Here is a 17,228-nt window from a genome sequence, read left to right on the forward strand (position 1 = left end):
ATTGGTCTTTTCGGCAAGAACCTGAATGGGTGCCAACCCAGCGAACGGATAGTCAGCCAAAATTGTTGCACTTAGCTTCCGCTCGTTGGCGGTAAACTCTCCCGCTCGCTCTGCAATTTGCACTCGCACTGTCATATAGCCCCTCCGATGACGATCACTATTTCACATGAAAATAATTCGTCAATATGTTTTTTTGTATTGACTTTGAAAAATATTTATCAAAGTCTAGCAGCAACCAACATGGTGGGGGAGAGTAAATGATCACAGCACCAATGCGCCACATCCTTTTTGCAACTGGCGCGATCATTTTGTTGATAGCAGCCATTGCTGCCATTGCGCTTGCAGGCGGCAGTGCGATCGAGCGCACGGTTATTGTGTTCTTGGTCTCATTGATTGCCGTGGCTGGCATGGGCGTTTACAGCGGCAATAGCGGCATCTTGAGTTTTGGCCACGTTGGTTTTATGGGCATTGGCGCTTATTGCGCCGCACTGCTCACCCTACCCGTACCCCTAAAAACAGCAACCCTGCCGAATTTGCCAGTCTGGCTGGCAAGTGTTCAGCTGGACTTTGTGTCAGCGACAATTGTTGCGCTCATCTTGGTGGGAATAGTTGCCGCAATCGTTGGTCTTGCTATTGGACGTCTAGAAGGCTCCGCCGCGACAATTTCCACTCTGGGACTGCTGATTATCATTCATGGAGTAACCATTGGCTGGCGCGACGTCACGCGGGGCGCTCAGACCTTTTTTGGCGTGCCAAGAGAAACAACGCTATTCGCCGCGGTCATTGCCTGCATTTTGGCACTCGTTGTTGCCAGAATTTACCGAGATTCAATATCGGGATTGCGCCTACGCGCAGGGCGAGACAATGCGATCGCTGCCAATGCAATAGGTATCGATATTCAAAAAGAGCGTCTCATTTCATTTGTTCTAAGCGCGATGATTATGGCGCTTGCAGGTTCTCTTCTTGCACATTTTTTGGGGGCATTTAGTCCCAAAAAGTTCTATTTCACCGATACCTTTTTTCTGCTTTCAATGTTGATTGTTGGCGGCATGTCAACCGTAACGGGTGCCTTAACCGGCGCATTTGTGATTACCTTCATCACCGAGGTTTTGCGTAGGCTTGAAGGCGGATTTTCGCTCTTTGGGCTTGAGATCCCGACCATTTTTGGCACCACCCAAATTGGCATTGGACTGATTATTCTGTTCGCGATGTTCAAAAAGGCCGATGGTCTGGCCGGGTTGAAAGAATGGGAAGAGCGCATATTTGCACGCGAAGTGAAGCCGCCAGAGGCTGCAAATCAATTGCCCGAGAAAGAGGCCGCGCCCGAGCTCGTTGCACAAGATCTTATTATGAAATTTGGCGGTTTGGTCGCGGTGAATAATGTTTCACTCGAGATCAAGTCCGGCGAGATCTTTGGCCTGATTGGCCCAAATGGCTCGGGCAAAACCACGGTGATGAACATATTGTCTTGCGTTCTTACGCCAACCTCTGGAAGCGTTTTGCTCGATGGAAATGACCTTGTTGGCCGTCAATCTAACGAGATGGCGGATTTGGGCATCGCTCGTACGTTTCAAAATATCCGACTGTTCCCCGAGCTGACCGTTTATCAGAATGTTTATGTTGCGGCCCTTTCGACCAAAGGTGGGCGCGACGCGAAGACACGCACATATAACGCGTTGGAGCGCTTGGGCATGTTGGGCCGTGCCAATGAAGATTCTGGTACCTTGTCATATGGCGATCAGCGCCGCGTCGAAATTGCACGTGCCCTTGCGTGCCAGCCCTCGCTTTTGTTCTTAGACGAACCTGCGGCGGGCATGAACCGCGAAGAAACCGACCAACTCATGGAAACGCTGCGCCAGCTTTGCGCAGATTTGGGGATCGGTATCTTGCTCGTCGATCACGACCTGAAACTCATTAACCAGCTTTGTGACCGTGTTGCGGTCTTAAACGAAGGCAAAAAGATTGCTGAGGGGACACCAGAAGAAGTCCGAAACAACCCAGCTGTCATTGACGCATATTTGGGGCGTTCAGCTTAGGCGCCCACTAAAAAAAGGAGAGGAAATATGAATAAGGTAATTGTGGCAGGTGCCGCTTTAGCCGTGGCCATGACGGGCACGACATTCGCTGATACCCTAAAAATCGGCGTCGCAACGTCTCAAACCGGTGGCCTTGCAACCTATGATGGTCCAGTGATTGAAGGGCTAAAACTGGGGGTCGACGAGATTAATGCCGCAGGAGGTATCGGTGGCACGTTAATAATCGAGTTGGTTCAAAAGGACGTGCGTTCTGATGCTGCGCAAACAGCAATTGCAGCGCAGGAATTGGTCGATGAAGGTGCGAAAGTGCTGATTTTGCCTTGCGATGCTGACCCCGCGTTGGCCGCAATATCTGTCGTTTCCAGTGCTGAAGTCCCGGCCATATCCACATGTGCTTCTTCGCCTACTCTTCCCATGATTGGCGGTGATTACATGTTCGCCAACTTCCCGGGCGACAATGTGCAAGCAACCGTTTCGGCGCAATGGGCGTATGATCAAGGATTGGAAACGGCATACATCGTCTACTCACCAGATTCACAATATACATCCATGCCACTCTACTTCGCGGATGTTATGCAGGCTCTTGGTGGTGAAGTAATCGGCAAGGATACTTACACACTTGGCCAACAGGATTTCTCTGCAATTGCGACCCGCATCGCCAATATGGACCCACAGCCAGACGTGGTGATGACATCAGCATATGAGCCAGATTTCCCATCGTTCATCAAGGCGCTGCGCGCAGCAGGCGTAACAAGCCAAGTCATCGGATCCGACGGTATCGACAGTCCAACAACCTTTGCAATTGGGGCAGCCGCTGATCAATTGGTATTTACCACAGCCGGACACCCAACTGAAAACAGCCCAATGGCTGCGTTTGATGCCAAATATGAGGCAACTTATGGCAAAGAATCCCAAACAGTGTTCAACGCGATTGGCTATGACCTTGCAAAAGTGATTGAAGCCGCGAGTTTGGCCGCAGGGCCTGATGCAGACTCAAAAGCACTGCGCGATGCGATTGCAAATCTTGAAAATGTACAAGGGGCGACCAGCCTGATCACCTACAAGGGCACCAACGGCATGCCAGTGCGTGAGGTGACATTGATTGGTGTGACGAATGGGGAGCGCAAGCTGATCGGTCAGCCTTCACCAAACCCTGCCATCATCCCTGCACCTCGAATGCAATAAGGCTAGGAGAAACCAAAATGGGTCAACCGCTTTTACAAGTCCGTTCGCTTGATGTGCGCTATGGTGCCGTGCAAGCGGTTGACGGGATCAACTTTGATGTTGAGCAGGGCGAAATCGTCGCCCTGCTTGGCGCCAACGGCGCAGGCAAATCTTCAACACTCAATGCTTTGGTTGGCCTGGTGCCAACATTCAGCGGTGAAGTGATTTTTGAAGACAACAATATAACAAACATCCGCCCCGAAATGCTGCCCGGACTTGGCATGACACTTTCGCCAGAAGGGCGGCGCGTTTTTGACACGCTAAGTGTCGCTGAGAATTTGCAAATGGGAGCATTTGGACTACGGGATCCGAATGAAATCGGCGCGGCGTGGGACCGCGTTTTCGACCTGTTCCCGATTTTGGCTGAGCGACGAAACCAATTTGCCGGCACGCTTTCGGGCGGACAACAGCAAATGCTGGCCGTTGGGCGGGCGCTCATGAGCAACCCGAAAATGCTGTTGCTGGATGAGCCTTCACTTGGTCTGGCACCAAAAATTATTGAACAAATCTTTGAATTGATCAAAACGCTGAACGATCAGGGTGTGACAATTCTGGTGGTGGAACAAAATGTCTCCATGGCCTTGGACATTGCGCATCGTGCTTACGTTTTGGCCAATGGAACGGTTGCAACTTCGGGCGCAGCTGAGGAATTAGCCGAGAGCTCAAATCTACAGAATGCTTATTTAGGGGGCGCGTGAGATGGATCTATTTTTACAACAAACCGTCAATGCGTTTGCACTGGGCGGCACTTATGCGCTCTTGGCATTGGGGTTGGCGGTCGTGTTTTCAATCATGGGGCTAATCAATTTTGCCCATGGTGAGTTGATGACAATCGCTGGCTACACGCTTATGTATTGCGGCCTCGCGGGAATATCTTTTGTTTTTGCCGTACCACTTGCCTTATTGGCGTCCATGCTTGCTGCCGTCCTTATGGAGCGAATTGCATTTCGTCCGGTGCGCAATAGCTCGGGCGCCACCATGTTGGTCACCAGTTTCGCGGTGGCAATGATCTTACAGGTTCTTTTTCAGAACTTCATTTCCGTTCGATCGCAAGCCGTCAACATTCCCGACGTCATATCTGGCAGCATCCTAATTGGCGGCATGGTGATTGGCACCAACAAGCTCTTGGCAATTGTTTCGACTATCGTGATGCTGGTGCTTTTAGATCGATTTTTATCCAAGCAAAAATACGGCATTGCTATGCGTGCTGCAGCTGAAGATTTTGCGGTTGCACGGCTCATGGGCATCAGGGCCAATACGGTGATCGCCGGCGCCTTTGCAATTTCAGGATTGCTCGCAGGTGTTGCCGCCATTTTATGGGTGAGCCAGCGCGCCTCTGTCGATCCATTGATGGGGTTCACCCCGGTTCTCAAAGCCTTCATCGCTGCCATTTTGGGTGGGCTGGGTAGTCTGCGCGGCGCGGTTGCCGGTGGGTTTTTGCTTGGCTTTATCGAGATTTATCTTGCAGCATTTTTACCCGCAGAATTGCAGGAATTCCGAGACCCAATCGGTCTTGGTATTGTTGTACTTGTATTGGTGATGCGCCCAAATGGGCTGTTGCCTGCAGCCTCGTTAAAAGCGGAAAAAGTGTAGGAGATTTCAATGCAGCAACAAAGCGGCTTGCAGCGTCTCCTTGGTGGCGCTGATCCAGACCCGATTGACTTTTTTAACCCTCAGGGCCAGGCAGACGTGTTGTTGGTTTGTGAACATGCAGGCCAATATATACCTCAAAGACTTGAAGGGCTGGGCTTAAAAAAGGCGGATTTGGACAAACATATCGGCTGGGACATCGGCGCTGCAGCGCTTACCAAAGCACTTGCAACACGCTTAAACGCGCCGGCAATCTTGCAGCGATATTCGCGCTTGGTGATTGATTGCAATCGCCCGCCAAATGCCCCGGACGCCATGCCCGAAATGGCTGACAATATATTGATACCGGGCAATAAAAACCTTTCTCCCATTGAAGAGAAATTGCGCGCCGAAGAGATCTTTTGGCCGTTTCATCATGGAGTTGATCAAGCAATTAGTTCGAAACAATTTCGACTTGTTCTTTCCATTCACAGTTTCAACCCAGTGCTGGGCGCTGTGCCGCGCCCTTGGCCGTTGGCCTTTTTGTTTCGGGGCGACGCACAGACACCAGAAAAATTGGCTGCAGCGATCAGCAAAGATCAGCCCAACATTTCAATTGGGATGAACCAGCCCTATCAAATCGATGACGAAAGTGATTGGTTTGTTCCAAGGCACGGCGAATTGAACAATATTCCACATTCATTGATCGAAGTGCGAAATGACCAGATTAGTGACAAAATCGGACAGAATTTTTGGGCCGACCAGCTGGCCCACGCCGTCACACAACTAATGGAAGACTAAAAATGAAAACACTTTCTCGAAACATACCTTTGCAACCTGATCAGTCCGGCCTCTTGTTTGTCGATGTTCAGAACTTCGCTGCAAAACGTGATGGTGGCGAATTCAAGAAATTGAGCGATACAGAGTTTGAAAAAGACTATGGCTGGTTCTTTGGGCAAATGGCTGAACATGTGATCCCCAATATGCAAAAGTTGCAGGCCGCGTTTCGCAAGAAACAAATGGAAGTTTTGTACACAACGATTGAAAGCTTGACACTTGATGGCCGTGATAGGTCGTTGGATTACAAGATAACCGGCTTCAATGTGCCAAAGGGATCTTGGGACGGTAAGGTTATCGACGAACTAATGCCTGACGAAAACGAGATTGTGTTGCCCAAGTCTTCCTCGTCGGTTTTTATCTCAACGCATATTGATTACGTTTTGCGAAACCTAGGCGTGAAACAACTGGTTATTTCGGGCATCATCACCGATCAATGCGTTGAAAGTGCAATTCGAGACGCTTGTGATCTTGGCTATTTGGTGACCCAAGTTACAGATGCTTGCGCGACCTATACCTCTGAGCGACACGCAAATTCAATAAACACGATCAAAGGATATTGTCGACAAGTCACAACTCAAGAATTGCTTAGTGAGCTTGGTTAAGTCAAACGGCTTAGAACTTTACCTCAATAACCAAAACAGTGAATTGTTGTTGCAATATGCTATCAACCTAATTTGGCGTGGCCCGAAAAACGGAGTACGACTTGTTGGTCAATTGGGTCAAAACGTGTGGCGTTCCGCATTGCTTTCTGAGCGTCACACGAACCGGACGCAACCGTCATAGCGGATACTAAAACCAGCACCGCAAAGTTGCCTGCCAAGCATAGAGTTTGAACGCGTTTGTTCTGGTCGGTGATAAAATGCATCCCTTCTTGCACGAGCAAATTGCGCACCAAGCTAGAATAACTCTCACAATCAATGCGGCGCTAAAGTTTCAGACCATTAAGAATAAACGATTGCAGTGATCGGATTGAGGTTTCGTCAATTGTGCTCTGCTCCAGGTTGCGAATGCCGCGCCCTTCTAGCGTATCCAACATCATGAAGGCGATCGTGGATAAATCATCATATGAAGCGAAAACTCTGAGTTTTATCCCTTTGTTGAGGCAACTGACGAGGGCGTCAACCAACCTGGTCCGGTTTTTCCCAAACACATCAGAGATCATCGGGTTGCGTATTGCTTCGGTCAAAATCTCAACCCCCAGCAGCGCATTTTCGGGATGCGAGATGTAGATCGCATATTCATAGATGAACTGTTCGAGTGCGGCTAAAGGGTCATTAGGCTCAACAAGCAATTCTATGAAATGGCCTGTTTCTTCAACTTCAATCTCGGCAATGAATGCCAAGACGTCTTCTTTTCCTTTGAAGTGATTGTAAAGATTGCCAAGACTGACGCCAGCCTGTTTGGCAATATCGCGCACGCCTGTCTGATGATATCCGCGCTCCAAAAAACAAGTGACTGCTGCTTCAACAATTTCGATCTTGCGGGGATGAACTGGCTTTTCTTTTTCAGGCATATACTTGACATCTCGAGTTCTAAAAACTAAATAGTGAACGATCGTTCGTTCATATTCATGGGCGAGCTAAACTGAAAGGGGAAATTCAGGCTAGTGGCTCGTGGTGGGGGCAAATCAGCGCACCTTTGTTTCAATGGTTCTTCCCTGCGTCCCAAAACAATTCCAGTGACCATAAGTTCTAACAAGCAAACGTATGCCACAGCAAGAAGTCAAACCGTTGTCGACAGTTAAGAGTTGTTTCTGCTTCCTCAAGTCCACTCAGGATTTCCAAACCCAACAGAGCTGGCAAGACGGGAAACAGATGAGAAACGCATTCTTTTCGGCTGAAGGGACGTTTGGTTAAACACGGGGATGCGGTTTTTGCCAGCGACACTGGCAAAACAAATTGAGCGCGAAAAAGGCAAACGTGATTAGCCAGCCCAACAAGGCGTGTATTCGAGAAAAACTTCTGCAAAAAAGGGAAGAATTCGGTGATTTCAATATTACAGAAACGGTGGGTTTGGATTGTTCTTTCACTAACGGTCTTGATCATCGTAACGCTCTACGTTTTTTCGCTGGAGGATGAAGTGGAAGTCCTAAAAGTCGAGCGCGACATTTCGCTGCAAATTGTCTCTGTTGAACAGATACATCCGATTGATCAGGTTGCTCAGGTCCGCGTTTTCGCTGAAGTTAGCCCGCAATGGAATGCGCAAATTCGCAGCTCCGTTTCTGGTCGAATAATAAAGGTATATAATGCGGCGCTAGAAGGCTCGCGTGTCTCAAAAAATGAACCGCTTTTCGAAATTGAAAAAAACCAATATCAAGCAACGCTTGCAAGTGCGGAGCAAATCCTTGCCCAAGCAAAACTCGACTTATGGCGCGCCAAAAACGCAACACAATTAGCGCGAAACCAATTTGAACGCGACGGGAGCTCCCCACCCAATGATCTCGCATTAAAAATCCCAGAGTTAGATATTGCGGAGAAAACGGTTGTCGCGGCCAAGGCACAACTCAATGTCGCACGGATGCAACTCTCAGACACCACCATTTCAGCGCCGTTTTCGGGGTTTGTTGCGCAAAGGCAAGCCAGTTTAGGACAATCAGTATCCGTGGGCGAGACACTTGTGCTTTTGCAGGACGACAGTCATTTCGAAATGGTGGTTGAATTGGATCGAAAAAATTGGGATCTGCTTGACCACCCCATAGAAGGGCAGACCACGCAATTGCTGGATGATCAAGGAAACTTGGTTGGTAGCGCAACCATACGCCAGAGTGGTGGGTATCTTGACAAGAACACGCGACAGTACCGCGTGTTTTTGAGCGTTAATCCGCAAGGCGACACTTCGGTCCTTGCAGGAGAGTTTTTACAAGCATCGTTTGACGGTCGCTTGTTGAATGGCGTCCTGGACTTGTCAGCGGACTCAATGACAAGGGAAGGGTACGTCTGGCATGTCGATCAGGAAGACCTGCTGCAACGCCTAACGCCAAAAATCCTTTTTCGAAAACACGATCGGATATTCATCCAAGCCCCAGCCCAGGGCGATACTTGGCGAGTTGTCAAAACTCCGCTGGCCAGCTTTTTGCCCGGACAGCCAGTGGTTGCGAATGGAAATTAGAATATGCATAGTTTGACATCGTGGTTTATCCGCAACCCGGTTGCTGCCAATTTACTCATGGCGTTGATCTTGTTCCTTGGTGGTATGACTTTGGTTTCAATGCGGATCGAAGGTTTTCCGCGGATACCCGCAGAGAGTGTTCAAATCTCAACAACCTATGCCAACGCGACGGCGCAGCAGGTGAGCGAGCTTGTCACACACCGCATCGAGCAGTCGCTAGAAGGTCTGGAGGGCGTCAAAGAGATTAGGTCACAATCCTCGCAAGGGTTTAGCTTTGTGTCCGTAAGGCGAGCCGGCGGTCAAGACTTGCAAAAACTCCTGGATAAGGTCCGCCTGCGGATCGACGCTATTTCGGATCTGCCAAGTGAGGCACGATCACCGGTGATTGAGGCATCCGGTTTCGACTTCCCCGCACTTTACGTCAATCTGTATGGCTACACGGACCCCGCAACATTGCAGACGCTGGCTCGTCGCCTCAAAGAGGAGTTATTGGCAAAACCAGAACTGTCTCGGTTGAAAATCTGGGGTATTGTTCCTCAAGAGCTGCATATTGAAGTTGAACCAGAGAAACTGCGCCAGCTCAATGTTACCACGACAAATATTGTCGATGCTATCCAATCAAACTCGCTGAACTTTCAAGCCGGCTCGCTTCGTACATCAGGTGGGAACATTTTGTTGCGCGCTGACGATCGAGCAAGATATGTCAGCGATTTTGAAAACATTCCTGTGATCGAGCGCGAAGGCGGCTCTCGTGTTTTGTTGGGTGATATTGCTCACATCAGCGACGCTTTTGTTGAAGGTGACTTCTTGTTTCGATTGAACGGCAAAAACACAGTCGGCATGGAAGTATTGATCGGCCAAAAAGAAAACTTGCTTAAGGTCGCAGATGTGGTCAAGCGAACGGTGGCAGATTTTACACCTCAATTGCCTCCAAACGTTAACATCACCGTTTGGGGAAACAGCTCCAACTATATTTCTGATCGATTGGCGTTGCTTCGATCCAACGGTGTTCAAGGTTTGGCCTTGGTGGCATTAATACTGTCGATTTTTCTAAACGTTCGTTTGGCGTTTTGGGTGGCTATGGGCATACCGATTTCTGTCCTGGGCGCAATAGCTGTGGCGGGCTCGAAATGGGTTGATTATTCGCTCAATGATGTCACTACCTTTGGTTTGATCATCGCCCTAGGAATTCTGGTGGATGATGCCGTTGTGGTGGGGGAAAGCGTTTTTGAGGAGCGGGGCAAAACCAAAGACCCGATAAAAGGCACTGAAGCGGGTGTGCAAAAAGTTGCTACGGCCACCGTTTTTGGTGTGTTGACCACCATCGCTGCGTTTTTCCCTATGTTGCTTATTGATAATCCACTGGGCAAAGTTTTGGCTGGATTTTCAGGGGTAGTAATTCTGGCTCTTGTGTTTTCGCTTATTGAAAGCAAGTTCATTTTGCCCGCGCATTTAGCCCATATCAGAATTGGTGAGCCGGGCAAATCGTTGCCGGCTCGAATGTGGTCCAAAGTGCAATCCATCGCACAATTTGCATTGTTTTGGTTCCGGGACAATATCTACTACCCCATGCTAGTGGCTGCGGTTCATCATCGTTATGCAGCGCTGGTGATGTTCATTTCGGCAGCTGTTTTGGGGCTTGGCCTCGTGGCAAATGGAAAAATCAAACTTGTTTTCTTTCCAGACGTGCCAGGGCAAGTGATCACTATAAACTTGAAAATGGACGCCCGAGCGCCCTTTACGCTGACTAGAGATAATGTGGCGCATATTGAGAAAATCGGCGATGAGCTTAATGACGAATACAAAGTACAGTACGAACTTGATGAGGTTCCGAACCGTACAACATTCGTATTGATTTCTAGCGCAAATGAGGCGCAAATCTTTGCAGAACTCAGTCCCGTTGCCGAACGTCCGGGGGTCAAAATTTTAGACATGTTGCGTGAATGGCGCAAACGGGTTGGCCAGGTTGAGGGCGCGGTGGAATTGCAGTTTTCTGGCGCCGAAGAACTGGGCGGCGGGTTTAGATTAGATCTTCGGTCAAAAGACGCGCAGCTTCTCGGCATTGCCAGCAAAGAACTGCGCGAATACCTGGGCAATATTGAAGGTGTGAGCAATGTGCGGGATTCGTTACAGGGTGGGCAGCCTGAGCTGCGATTAAGGGTTCGGCAGGAGGCGAGAAGTTTGGGTTTCACTGCGCAAACACTCGCGACCCAAATCGGCCAAAACTTTGGCGGTGCCCACGTTCAGCGCATTCTGCGCGAGGGAAATGAGGTCAAGGTGCTCGTGCAAAATGCCAAAACTGCTCGTGATACAATCGATGATCTTTTGAAATCGGAGTTGCGTTCGACAAATGGACAATGGGTGCCATTGACAACAGTCGCAACAATAGAAGGGTCTTACGTTTCTGGCTCGGTAAGCCGAACCAACGCCAAGCTCTCTAATACAGTTGCTGCCTCTATTGACCGATCCATTGTTTCGCCATCCGAAGTTGGTCAAGCGGTAAGCCGTGATATTATCAAGGTGTTTGCAAAAAAATATCCCTCCGTTACCGTGTCATCTGGTGGTGAACTAGAAGAAATGGGGGAAATACAAGACGGCTTGGTACGGGCCCTGCTTATCGCATCTGTTCTCATTTACGTGCTTCTTGCCGTTCCGCTAAAAAGCTATTGGCAGCCACTCGTCATTTTGGCCATTGTCCCGTTTGGATTTGTTGGCGCGGCAGTTGGCCACTTCATCGTTGGTATATCACTGTCGCTCTTTTCCTTCTTTGGAATGCTGGCGCTCACGGGTGTGGTGGTAAATGACAGTTTGGTCTTGATCACGCGGTATAATCAAGCGCGCGAAAGCGGAAAGGATGTAAGCCAGTCTCTCAAAGATGCGGGCATTGGACGTTTTCAGGCGATCTTCTTGACGACAGCAACAACTGTTGTTGGACTTTTACCACTACTTGCCGAAACATCTGAACAGGCTCAATATCTCATCCCCGCCGCGGTTTCGCTGGCTTATGGTGAGATATTTGGCACAGCGCTAATGTTGATTTTGGTGCCTGTGTTGCTCGCAATTTCTGAAGACTTCAAGCGAATAATATCGGGTTCAGGCAAGACGATCTAAGCCCGATTTGGTGACGGCTTGGCGGTCTGTTCGATTTGATAAAACGAAAAGGCTAATATGAGTGACAAGCCAATAAGGATGCGGGCGTTGTTCTGCACTTTTCCCGGTCGGATATCACTGACCTGGTTTTTGACTTTGTGTGAAGCAGCCTCAATGGCGCTCATTCCTCTCTTCATGAGCTTTGCCATAGATGGTCTTCTTGAAGACCGCACAGATGAATTATGGTTGCTTGGCGTCGTTTTGTTCGCGCTTGTCGCTCTGAGTGTTGGGCGCAGAGCCTATGACACACGCGTTTTTGGCGCAGTGCGTGTTCATGTGGGCCTCCTGCAGTCCCAAAACTCAAGAGCGACTTCAATTTCAGCCCTGAATGCCCGACTAAGTATGGGGCGAGAACTAGCTGATTTTCTGGAAAACGAAATTCCGGACGGGGCAATGGCTTTTGTTCAACTTGCCATTTCAATCATAGTGTTGTTTTCGTTTGACGCGTTTTTGGCAGCGGCCGCAGCAATTACCTTCGCACTTATCCTGCTCATATATGTGTTGTTTCACAAAAGATTTTACAACTTGAATGGCGAATTGAACCATCAAACAGAGATGCAAATTGATATCCTAACGCTGAGAAAGCGATTAGCGCTCAGATCTCACTTGCTCTACCTGCGTAGAACGGAAGTCAAAATTTCGGATGCGGAATCATTGCTTTATGGAGCGATATTCTTAGTGCTGTTTGGCATGATCATGTTCAATTTGTGGTACGCTACAACGACCCTTGCCGTTTCTGTCGGGGCGATTTTTGCAATTCTCAGTTATTCTTGGGAATTCGTTGAGTCTGCTCTTGCAGCCCCAATGACATTGCAAAGTTGGTCACGTCTTAAAGAAATAACGATACGGATAAACGAAAATTAACTGTGGCATAGCCTTTCGATAAATCTGTTCGCACATCAAGAGTTAGATTTTCGCTTTGGCACGTTTGAGAAACCGCGCGCGACAAAAACACATGCGATTGGAAACGCCAAAAATGTGAGGCATAGGGCCGATGCAGCTTGGGTTTGCTCTAGTGGGGAGATTGTATTGCTCAGTCCTGCAAGGTTTACGACCATGCCCGCCAGCGCAGCCCCAAAGGCCGTGGCAAACAATTGGACAGTGGTGATGCCCCCGGCGGCCAGGTCGTGCTCCTTCGTCGGTGCGCAATTGTAGATCTGTACAACGATGTGTGGCCATGACACGCCTATGCCAAATCCGATGCCAAGAAGGCCAAAACAAATGGGCGCCAGGTTGATCCAATGTCCGTCTGAAAGTTGGGGTAAAAACAATCCTTGCAGTAGCAATCCCATGGCACAAATCAATGGACCGAGTTGGAGAAGCACGCGAACCTTTGGGCCTTGCCAATTTGCCGTCAGCATCGAGCCCGCTGTCCAGCCAAGCGCCATGAACGCACCAATAAACCCGGCCCAAATGGGCAACAACCCATGCAATCTAATCAAAAAGAAGGGCACAAAAATCTCGACTTGCATCGCAAGAATGATCAGAGCCACATATAGATAGCGTGCCCCTAAACTCGATTTAAGCGAAAAGCTCCCCGCTGGTAAAAGTCTAGCGGTTAAAGTGCGGTCAAAAAACACCAAAGCTCCGCCGAAAATCACCACCATGACCAACGCAAAAATAGCCTTTACCACTGTTGTGTTGATGCTCCCGATTGAAACGCTTAAGACAATTAGGAGTAGCAGCAAAAGTTGGGCGAATGGAATTACGTTGGTGCGGTCATGTGCCACCCGTTTTGAGGGCAGACTTATTAAGGCCAACCCACCAATTGCTGTAGCAAAGGGGATCAGGACCCAAAATGCCATGCGCCATGCCTGTATTTGGGCGAATACCCCGCCGATTGCTGGGCCAAGCAGAGTGGCAACACCCCACATGGCGGAAATCAAACCAATCGCAAGGGGCCACAGCGGTTTGGGATAGACCAAACGAATGACCGCATATGAAAGGGCGTAAAAAAAGCCACCACCGCCCCCCTGGATGGCACGACCAAGAATTAAGGTCCATATATCCGGAGCTGCGGCGCACAGCGTCGTGCCAAGAATAAAAATGCCGACAGCAGAAATATAAGCGCCTTTTATGCCCAACAACCCCAGTAGTTGGGATGTCAGTGCCGCGCTTAATATCGATGAAGCTATGAAAACGGTTGAGCTCCAGGCATATAATCCAAGTCCGCCAATATCACGAACCACCGTTGGCATGATCGTGATCGAGATGAAAACGTTCACAGCATGCAAAGCCACGCTGCCCGCAAACAAAACCGAATAGGCCAGGTGCGCTTTTTCGGCCAAGTCGCTCCAGCGGGATGGTTTGGGGGTGGAATGAGTTTCTGCCATGTGCTTTCCTTCACGCATAGGATGCCGACAATTGTGGCACTTTGTAACTTGACGATTGGAAAGTGCGGATTGTGACTTAGGCGCCAGATTCAGGAACAAAAGAGCAGATTTTCATGGTGCCAGAGCGTTGGAACTCTCGAAGTTTGTTTGGATGTCGCATTATGAAAACTTGGTTTGCAGAGCCGTTCAGATCATAGCCAAATGAAACAGTCGCATGTAGGGTGGGGCCATCATGAATTGTCAGCCCAAGGGCATCGTTGATGAAAACAACATCAATTTGCATATTGTTCCAAGCTTTTTGCAAGACGCTTTCAACGAAGGTACCGATTTCTTTCTGACCCTCAATCACTTGACGCACCGCATCGACTTCTCCACCACTGTCAGCGCGCAACTTACTGTCGTCCCGCAGCATTGAACTGAGTTGCGTCGTGTCACCAGTCGAGAGCGCTGTTTGGAATGCGGCCAAAAGCTCTTGTTGCCGCTTAACCGACGGCAAATGGCGCGTGTTACTTTCGCTGACAAACCGGCGTGCTCTAGACGCCATTTTTCGACATGCCGCCGGTTGCAGGTTCAAGATATCCGCGATTTCGTCAAAGGGCATTGCAAAGATGTCATGCAACAAATAGGACGCCCGCTCTTTAGGGGTGAGCCGTTCAAGTAAAAGCAAAAACGCTGTGCTCAGAGTGGATGCAAACTCAGATTGCTCATCAGCACTTTGTACAAATTCGGTTTGGATGTGGTCAGGTATCCAGGATCCGACATAATCCACCCGACTTCGATGGGCTGACTTCAATTGGTCAAGGCACGCATTTGTGCAAACACGATTGAGCCACGCCATAGGCGTGTCCAAATCCCCCTTGTGGGCCAACCATTTCACATAAGTATCTTGGACAATATCCTGGGCATCGCTGAATGATCCCAAAAGACGATATGCAAGACCCATGAGCTTGGGTCTTGCGTCTTCGAAAATATCAGTCTTCTGTGTCATGCCAGACCTAGTGTTTGGATATCTGAATGCGGTTCCACAGGTTGATCATACCAATATCAGTGGTGATGGCTGTAATGTTTTTGTCGGAGAAGTGGGCACGCAGATTGGCGCGTAAACTGGCGTAATTTGTACCATCGATGAGGTAAGTCAACGCTTCTGCCCAAGCCAATACAGCTTTTTCAGCCGGAGAAAAAACATCGAAATGCTGCCAAACCACAAGCTTGTCTAGCTTCTCTTGTTCAATGCCCGCTTTACGCGCCTCCACTATATGCAGGTTGACGCAATAGGCACATTGGTTGATCTGTGAAATTCTTAATTCAATTAGAGCCGATAACCCAGCACCCAACCCACGCTCGGCCATCATTGGATGCACTTGCCCTAAATGTCCTATGAGCTGCGGATCTACCTGTTCGTGCACAATCGGGGCGCTACCATCTTCAAACGTCGTCGTCATAATCACTCCATGTTCTGGTCTTGATACCTGTGATGATGACGATTGGCGGCGCCATGTTGTGACGTCTTTGCAGTTTGTTTTTTGCTTTTCTTATAATTGATATCACCATTTCATTAGCTTACTGCGCCCGAAAAACGCTGGAACGGATCGCAAAACGTTTCAAGCAAGCTGTTCTTAGAAATGGCATCTGCATGAAGAATGCGGTCGCATCCAACGAACTTTCCTTAGGTTGGGGCTCATTTGTATTAAATTGGTATGTAACCAATTAGAAACCATTGCAGACTATTCTTCGCTAGAATTTGGTGAGGAGGAAACCAGATGAATTTCCCACGTATACGGTTTTCAAGGCCAGACTTTTCTATGTTCAAATCGCTCAAGATCTCCACGCGCATTGCCATTGGCGCTGTTCTGAGCGCACTGCTCATTGTTGTGGTTGGTGGGTTGTTTTTGCTTTCCGAGCAGCAAAAATCAGTCGAAATAGCGAGCGAGCGTCACTTCGCTAAAGTGCAGCAGCTTGCCCAAGCGGTGGGGCGCTCAAATCTGGCTGTGCGTCAATTTGAGAAAGATTTCATCCTGCGAGACGACCTTGCCATTGCTGAAATGCAACGCGCGGAAAGCACCAACACGGCTGCCCTGCTTGACGCGCTTTCAGAACAAGTTGGTCAAAGTGACATTTCTGAAAACATTGAGCGCCTCAAACTTCAGTTGGCTGAATATCGCGGGCTCTTTGATGCGCTGGTAGAAACAAGCATCGAGATATCACCCAAAGCAGAAAGCGGCTTCTACTTCGAATTTACCGAAGCAGACAAGGTGGTGGCGAGCAAAATCAAACCTTACAAATCGGACCTAATCAATCTTGAGTATACGCGCATGCGCTTGGCCGAACGTGAGTTTGTGGTTGGTGGTGGCGATCGCAACATTCTCAACGTCGACAAACAGATCAAGAAAGTGTTGCGGGCCGCGCAAAAGGAAAATGTCGACCCAATGGAACGCATTGAGTTGGCCGATCTGATCGAATTATACAATCTTGCGTTCGATGAATATGCTGGCGCAAAGTCGCGTCACATAGACTTTCAACAACAATTGGATCTACTTTACCAATCCATGGACAACGAGTTAGCTGTCGTTATTGCCAACGCTGACATCAACGGCCAATTGGCCCGCGAAAACCTTGAAACGGTGACAGAAAATGCCCGCATATTTATATTGGCGGTCATTGGTGCGGCTCTCGTTCTGACCATCTTGGCAGCTATTGCAATTGGGTGGACGATTACGCAGCCACTTAAACGCATCACGACCACCATGCGTAATTTGGCAAATGGTGATCTTGATCTGGACGTCCCATTTACAAAGCGAACCAACGAACTTGGAGAAATGGCGCGAGCGGTTGAGGTTTTCCGGGCCAATGGACTTCGGGTGAATGAAATGACCGAAGAAGAGAAGATGGCTTCCAAGCAGCGCATGGTGGAACGTGCGGATATGATGCAAGAACTGCAACGTGCCTTTGGCGAAGTTGTGGACGCAGC

General features: G+C 49.1%; 14 protein-coding genes. 10 read left to right on the forward strand and 4 right to left on the reverse strand.

The window, feature by feature from the left end:
- Positions 1-257 precede the first annotated feature (257 nt).
- Genes Q0231_RS00445 through Q0231_RS00470 form a run of 6 tightly spaced genes read left to right on the forward strand, consistent with a single transcriptional unit; the run spans position 258 to position 6,271 of the window.
- Positions 258-2,036 carry a branched-chain amino acid ABC transporter ATP-binding protein/permease gene (locus Q0231_RS00445; RefSeq protein WP_269392841.1) on the forward strand — a complete coding sequence of 593 codons (1,779 nt, stop codon included), beginning with the start codon at positions 258-260 and terminating at the stop codon, positions 2,034-2,036.
- Between the two features lie 27 nt (positions 2,037-2,063).
- Positions 2,064-3,221 carry an ABC transporter substrate-binding protein gene (locus Q0231_RS00450; RefSeq protein WP_299343618.1) on the forward strand — a complete coding sequence of 386 codons (1,158 nt, stop codon included), beginning with the start codon at positions 2,064-2,066 and terminating at the stop codon, positions 3,219-3,221.
- 17 nt (positions 3,222-3,238) lie between these two features.
- A complete protein-coding gene (locus Q0231_RS00455; protein WP_299343620.1) occupies positions 3,239-3,958 on the forward strand; it encodes an ABC transporter ATP-binding protein in 720 nt (239 codons plus the stop codon).
- A gap of 1 nt (position 3,959) precedes the next feature.
- Positions 3,960-4,853 (forward strand): branched-chain amino acid ABC transporter permease, encoded by an 894-nt coding sequence (locus Q0231_RS00460; protein ID WP_269392838.1) that lies wholly within the window; start codon positions 3,960-3,962, stop codon positions 4,851-4,853.
- A gap of 9 nt (positions 4,854-4,862) precedes the next feature.
- Positions 4,863-5,630, forward strand: coding sequence for an N-formylglutamate amidohydrolase (locus Q0231_RS00465; RefSeq protein ID WP_299343623.1), 768 nt, complete (start codon positions 4,863-4,865; stop codon positions 5,628-5,630).
- 2 nt (positions 5,631-5,632) lie between these two features.
- Entirely contained in the window at positions 5,633-6,271 is a 639-nt protein-coding gene (locus Q0231_RS00470) for an isochorismatase family cysteine hydrolase (protein WP_299343625.1), read from the forward strand.
- 323 nt (positions 6,272-6,594) lie between these two features.
- Here the strand turns inward: Q0231_RS00470 and Q0231_RS00475 are convergent, their stop codons facing one another.
- The gene (locus tag Q0231_RS00475) at positions 6,595-7,182 is read right to left on the reverse strand and encodes a TetR/AcrR family transcriptional regulator (RefSeq protein ID WP_299343627.1); all 588 of its coding nucleotides are present in this window, start codon (positions 7,180-7,182) and stop codon (positions 6,595-6,597) included.
- A gap of 470 nt (positions 7,183-7,652) precedes the next feature.
- On the opposite strand from Q0231_RS00475, the gene Q0231_RS00480 reads away from it, so the two are divergent.
- The 3 genes from Q0231_RS00480 to Q0231_RS00490 are packed head-to-tail and all read left to right on the forward strand — an operon-like array spanning position 7,653 to position 12,791.
- Positions 7,653-8,777, forward strand: coding sequence for an efflux RND transporter periplasmic adaptor subunit (locus Q0231_RS00480; RefSeq protein WP_299343628.1), 1,125 nt, complete (start codon positions 7,653-7,655; stop codon positions 8,775-8,777).
- Positions 8,778-8,780: 3 nt separating this feature from the next.
- A complete protein-coding gene (locus Q0231_RS00485; RefSeq protein ID WP_299343630.1) occupies positions 8,781-11,888 on the forward strand; it encodes an efflux RND transporter permease subunit in 3,108 nt (1,035 codons plus the stop codon).
- 57 nt (positions 11,889-11,945) lie between these two features.
- Positions 11,946-12,791: an ABC transporter six-transmembrane domain-containing protein gene (locus tag Q0231_RS00490; protein ID WP_299343632.1), complete on the forward strand. Its 846-nt coding sequence runs from the start codon at positions 11,946-11,948 to the stop codon at positions 12,789-12,791.
- A 35-nt stretch (positions 12,792-12,826) separates the two neighbouring features.
- On the opposite strand, the gene Q0231_RS00495 is transcribed toward Q0231_RS00490, so the two are convergent.
- From Q0231_RS00495 to Q0231_RS00505, 3 genes are all read right to left on the reverse strand, one after another.
- Positions 12,827-14,260 (reverse strand): MFS transporter, encoded by a 1,434-nt coding sequence (locus Q0231_RS00495; protein ID WP_299343634.1) that lies wholly within the window; start codon positions 14,258-14,260, stop codon positions 12,827-12,829.
- 76 nt (positions 14,261-14,336) lie between these two features.
- Positions 14,337-15,248: a sigma-70 family RNA polymerase sigma factor gene (locus Q0231_RS00500; RefSeq protein WP_269392830.1), complete on the reverse strand. Its 912-nt coding sequence runs from the start codon at positions 15,246-15,248 to the stop codon at positions 14,337-14,339.
- A 7-nt stretch (positions 15,249-15,255) separates the two neighbouring features.
- Complete coding sequence (locus Q0231_RS00505) at positions 15,256-15,702, reverse strand: carboxymuconolactone decarboxylase family protein (RefSeq protein ID WP_269392829.1); 447 nt, start codon at positions 15,700-15,702, stop codon at positions 15,256-15,258.
- A 318-nt stretch (positions 15,703-16,020) separates the two neighbouring features.
- On the opposite strand from Q0231_RS00505, the gene Q0231_RS00510 reads away from it, so the two are divergent.
- The coding region (locus tag Q0231_RS00510) for a HAMP domain-containing protein (protein WP_299343638.1) at positions 16,021-17,228 on the forward strand (1,208 nt) is incomplete at its 3' end.

The organism is uncultured Maritalea sp., assembly GCF_937139385.1.
In the GTDB taxonomy this organism is placed as follows: domain Bacteria; phylum Pseudomonadota; class Alphaproteobacteria; order Rhizobiales; family Devosiaceae; genus Maritalea; species Maritalea porphyrae_A.

Bases quoted from the DNA above. Each gene is read 5' to 3' on its own strand.
- Q0231_RS00455 (WP_299343620.1), top strand. From the start codon at position 3,239: ATGGGTCAACCGCTTTTACAAGTCCGTTCGCTTGATGTGCGCTATGGT.
- Q0231_RS00460 (WP_269392838.1), top strand. From the start codon at position 3,960: ATGGATCTATTTTTACAACAAACCGTCAATGCGTTTGCACTGGGCGGC.
- Q0231_RS00505 (WP_269392829.1), bottom strand. From the start codon at position 15,702: ATGACGACGACGTTTGAAGATGGTAGCGCCCCGATTGTGCACGAACAG.
- Q0231_RS00490 (WP_299343632.1), top strand. From the start codon at position 11,946: ATGAGTGACAAGCCAATAAGGATGCGGGCGTTGTTCTGCACTTTTCCC.
- Q0231_RS00495 (WP_299343634.1), bottom strand. From the start codon at position 14,260: ATGGCAGAAACTCATTCCACCCCCAAACCATCCCGCTGGAGCGACTTG.
- Q0231_RS00475 (WP_299343627.1), bottom strand. From the start codon at position 7,182: ATGCCTGAAAAAGAAAAGCCAGTTCATCCCCGCAAGATCGAAATTGTT.
- Q0231_RS00485 (WP_299343630.1), top strand. From the start codon at position 8,781: ATGCATAGTTTGACATCGTGGTTTATCCGCAACCCGGTTGCTGCCAAT.
- Q0231_RS00450 (WP_299343618.1), top strand. From the start codon at position 2,064: ATGAATAAGGTAATTGTGGCAGGTGCCGCTTTAGCCGTGGCCATGACG.
- Q0231_RS00445 (WP_269392841.1), top strand. From the start codon at position 258: ATGATCACAGCACCAATGCGCCACATCCTTTTTGCAACTGGCGCGATC.
- Q0231_RS00470 (WP_299343625.1), top strand. From the start codon at position 5,633: ATGAAAACACTTTCTCGAAACATACCTTTGCAACCTGATCAGTCCGGC.
- Q0231_RS00465 (WP_299343623.1), top strand. From the start codon at position 4,863: ATGCAGCAACAAAGCGGCTTGCAGCGTCTCCTTGGTGGCGCTGATCCA.
- Q0231_RS00500 (WP_269392830.1), bottom strand. From the start codon at position 15,248: ATGACACAGAAGACTGATATTTTCGAAGACGCAAGACCCAAGCTCATG.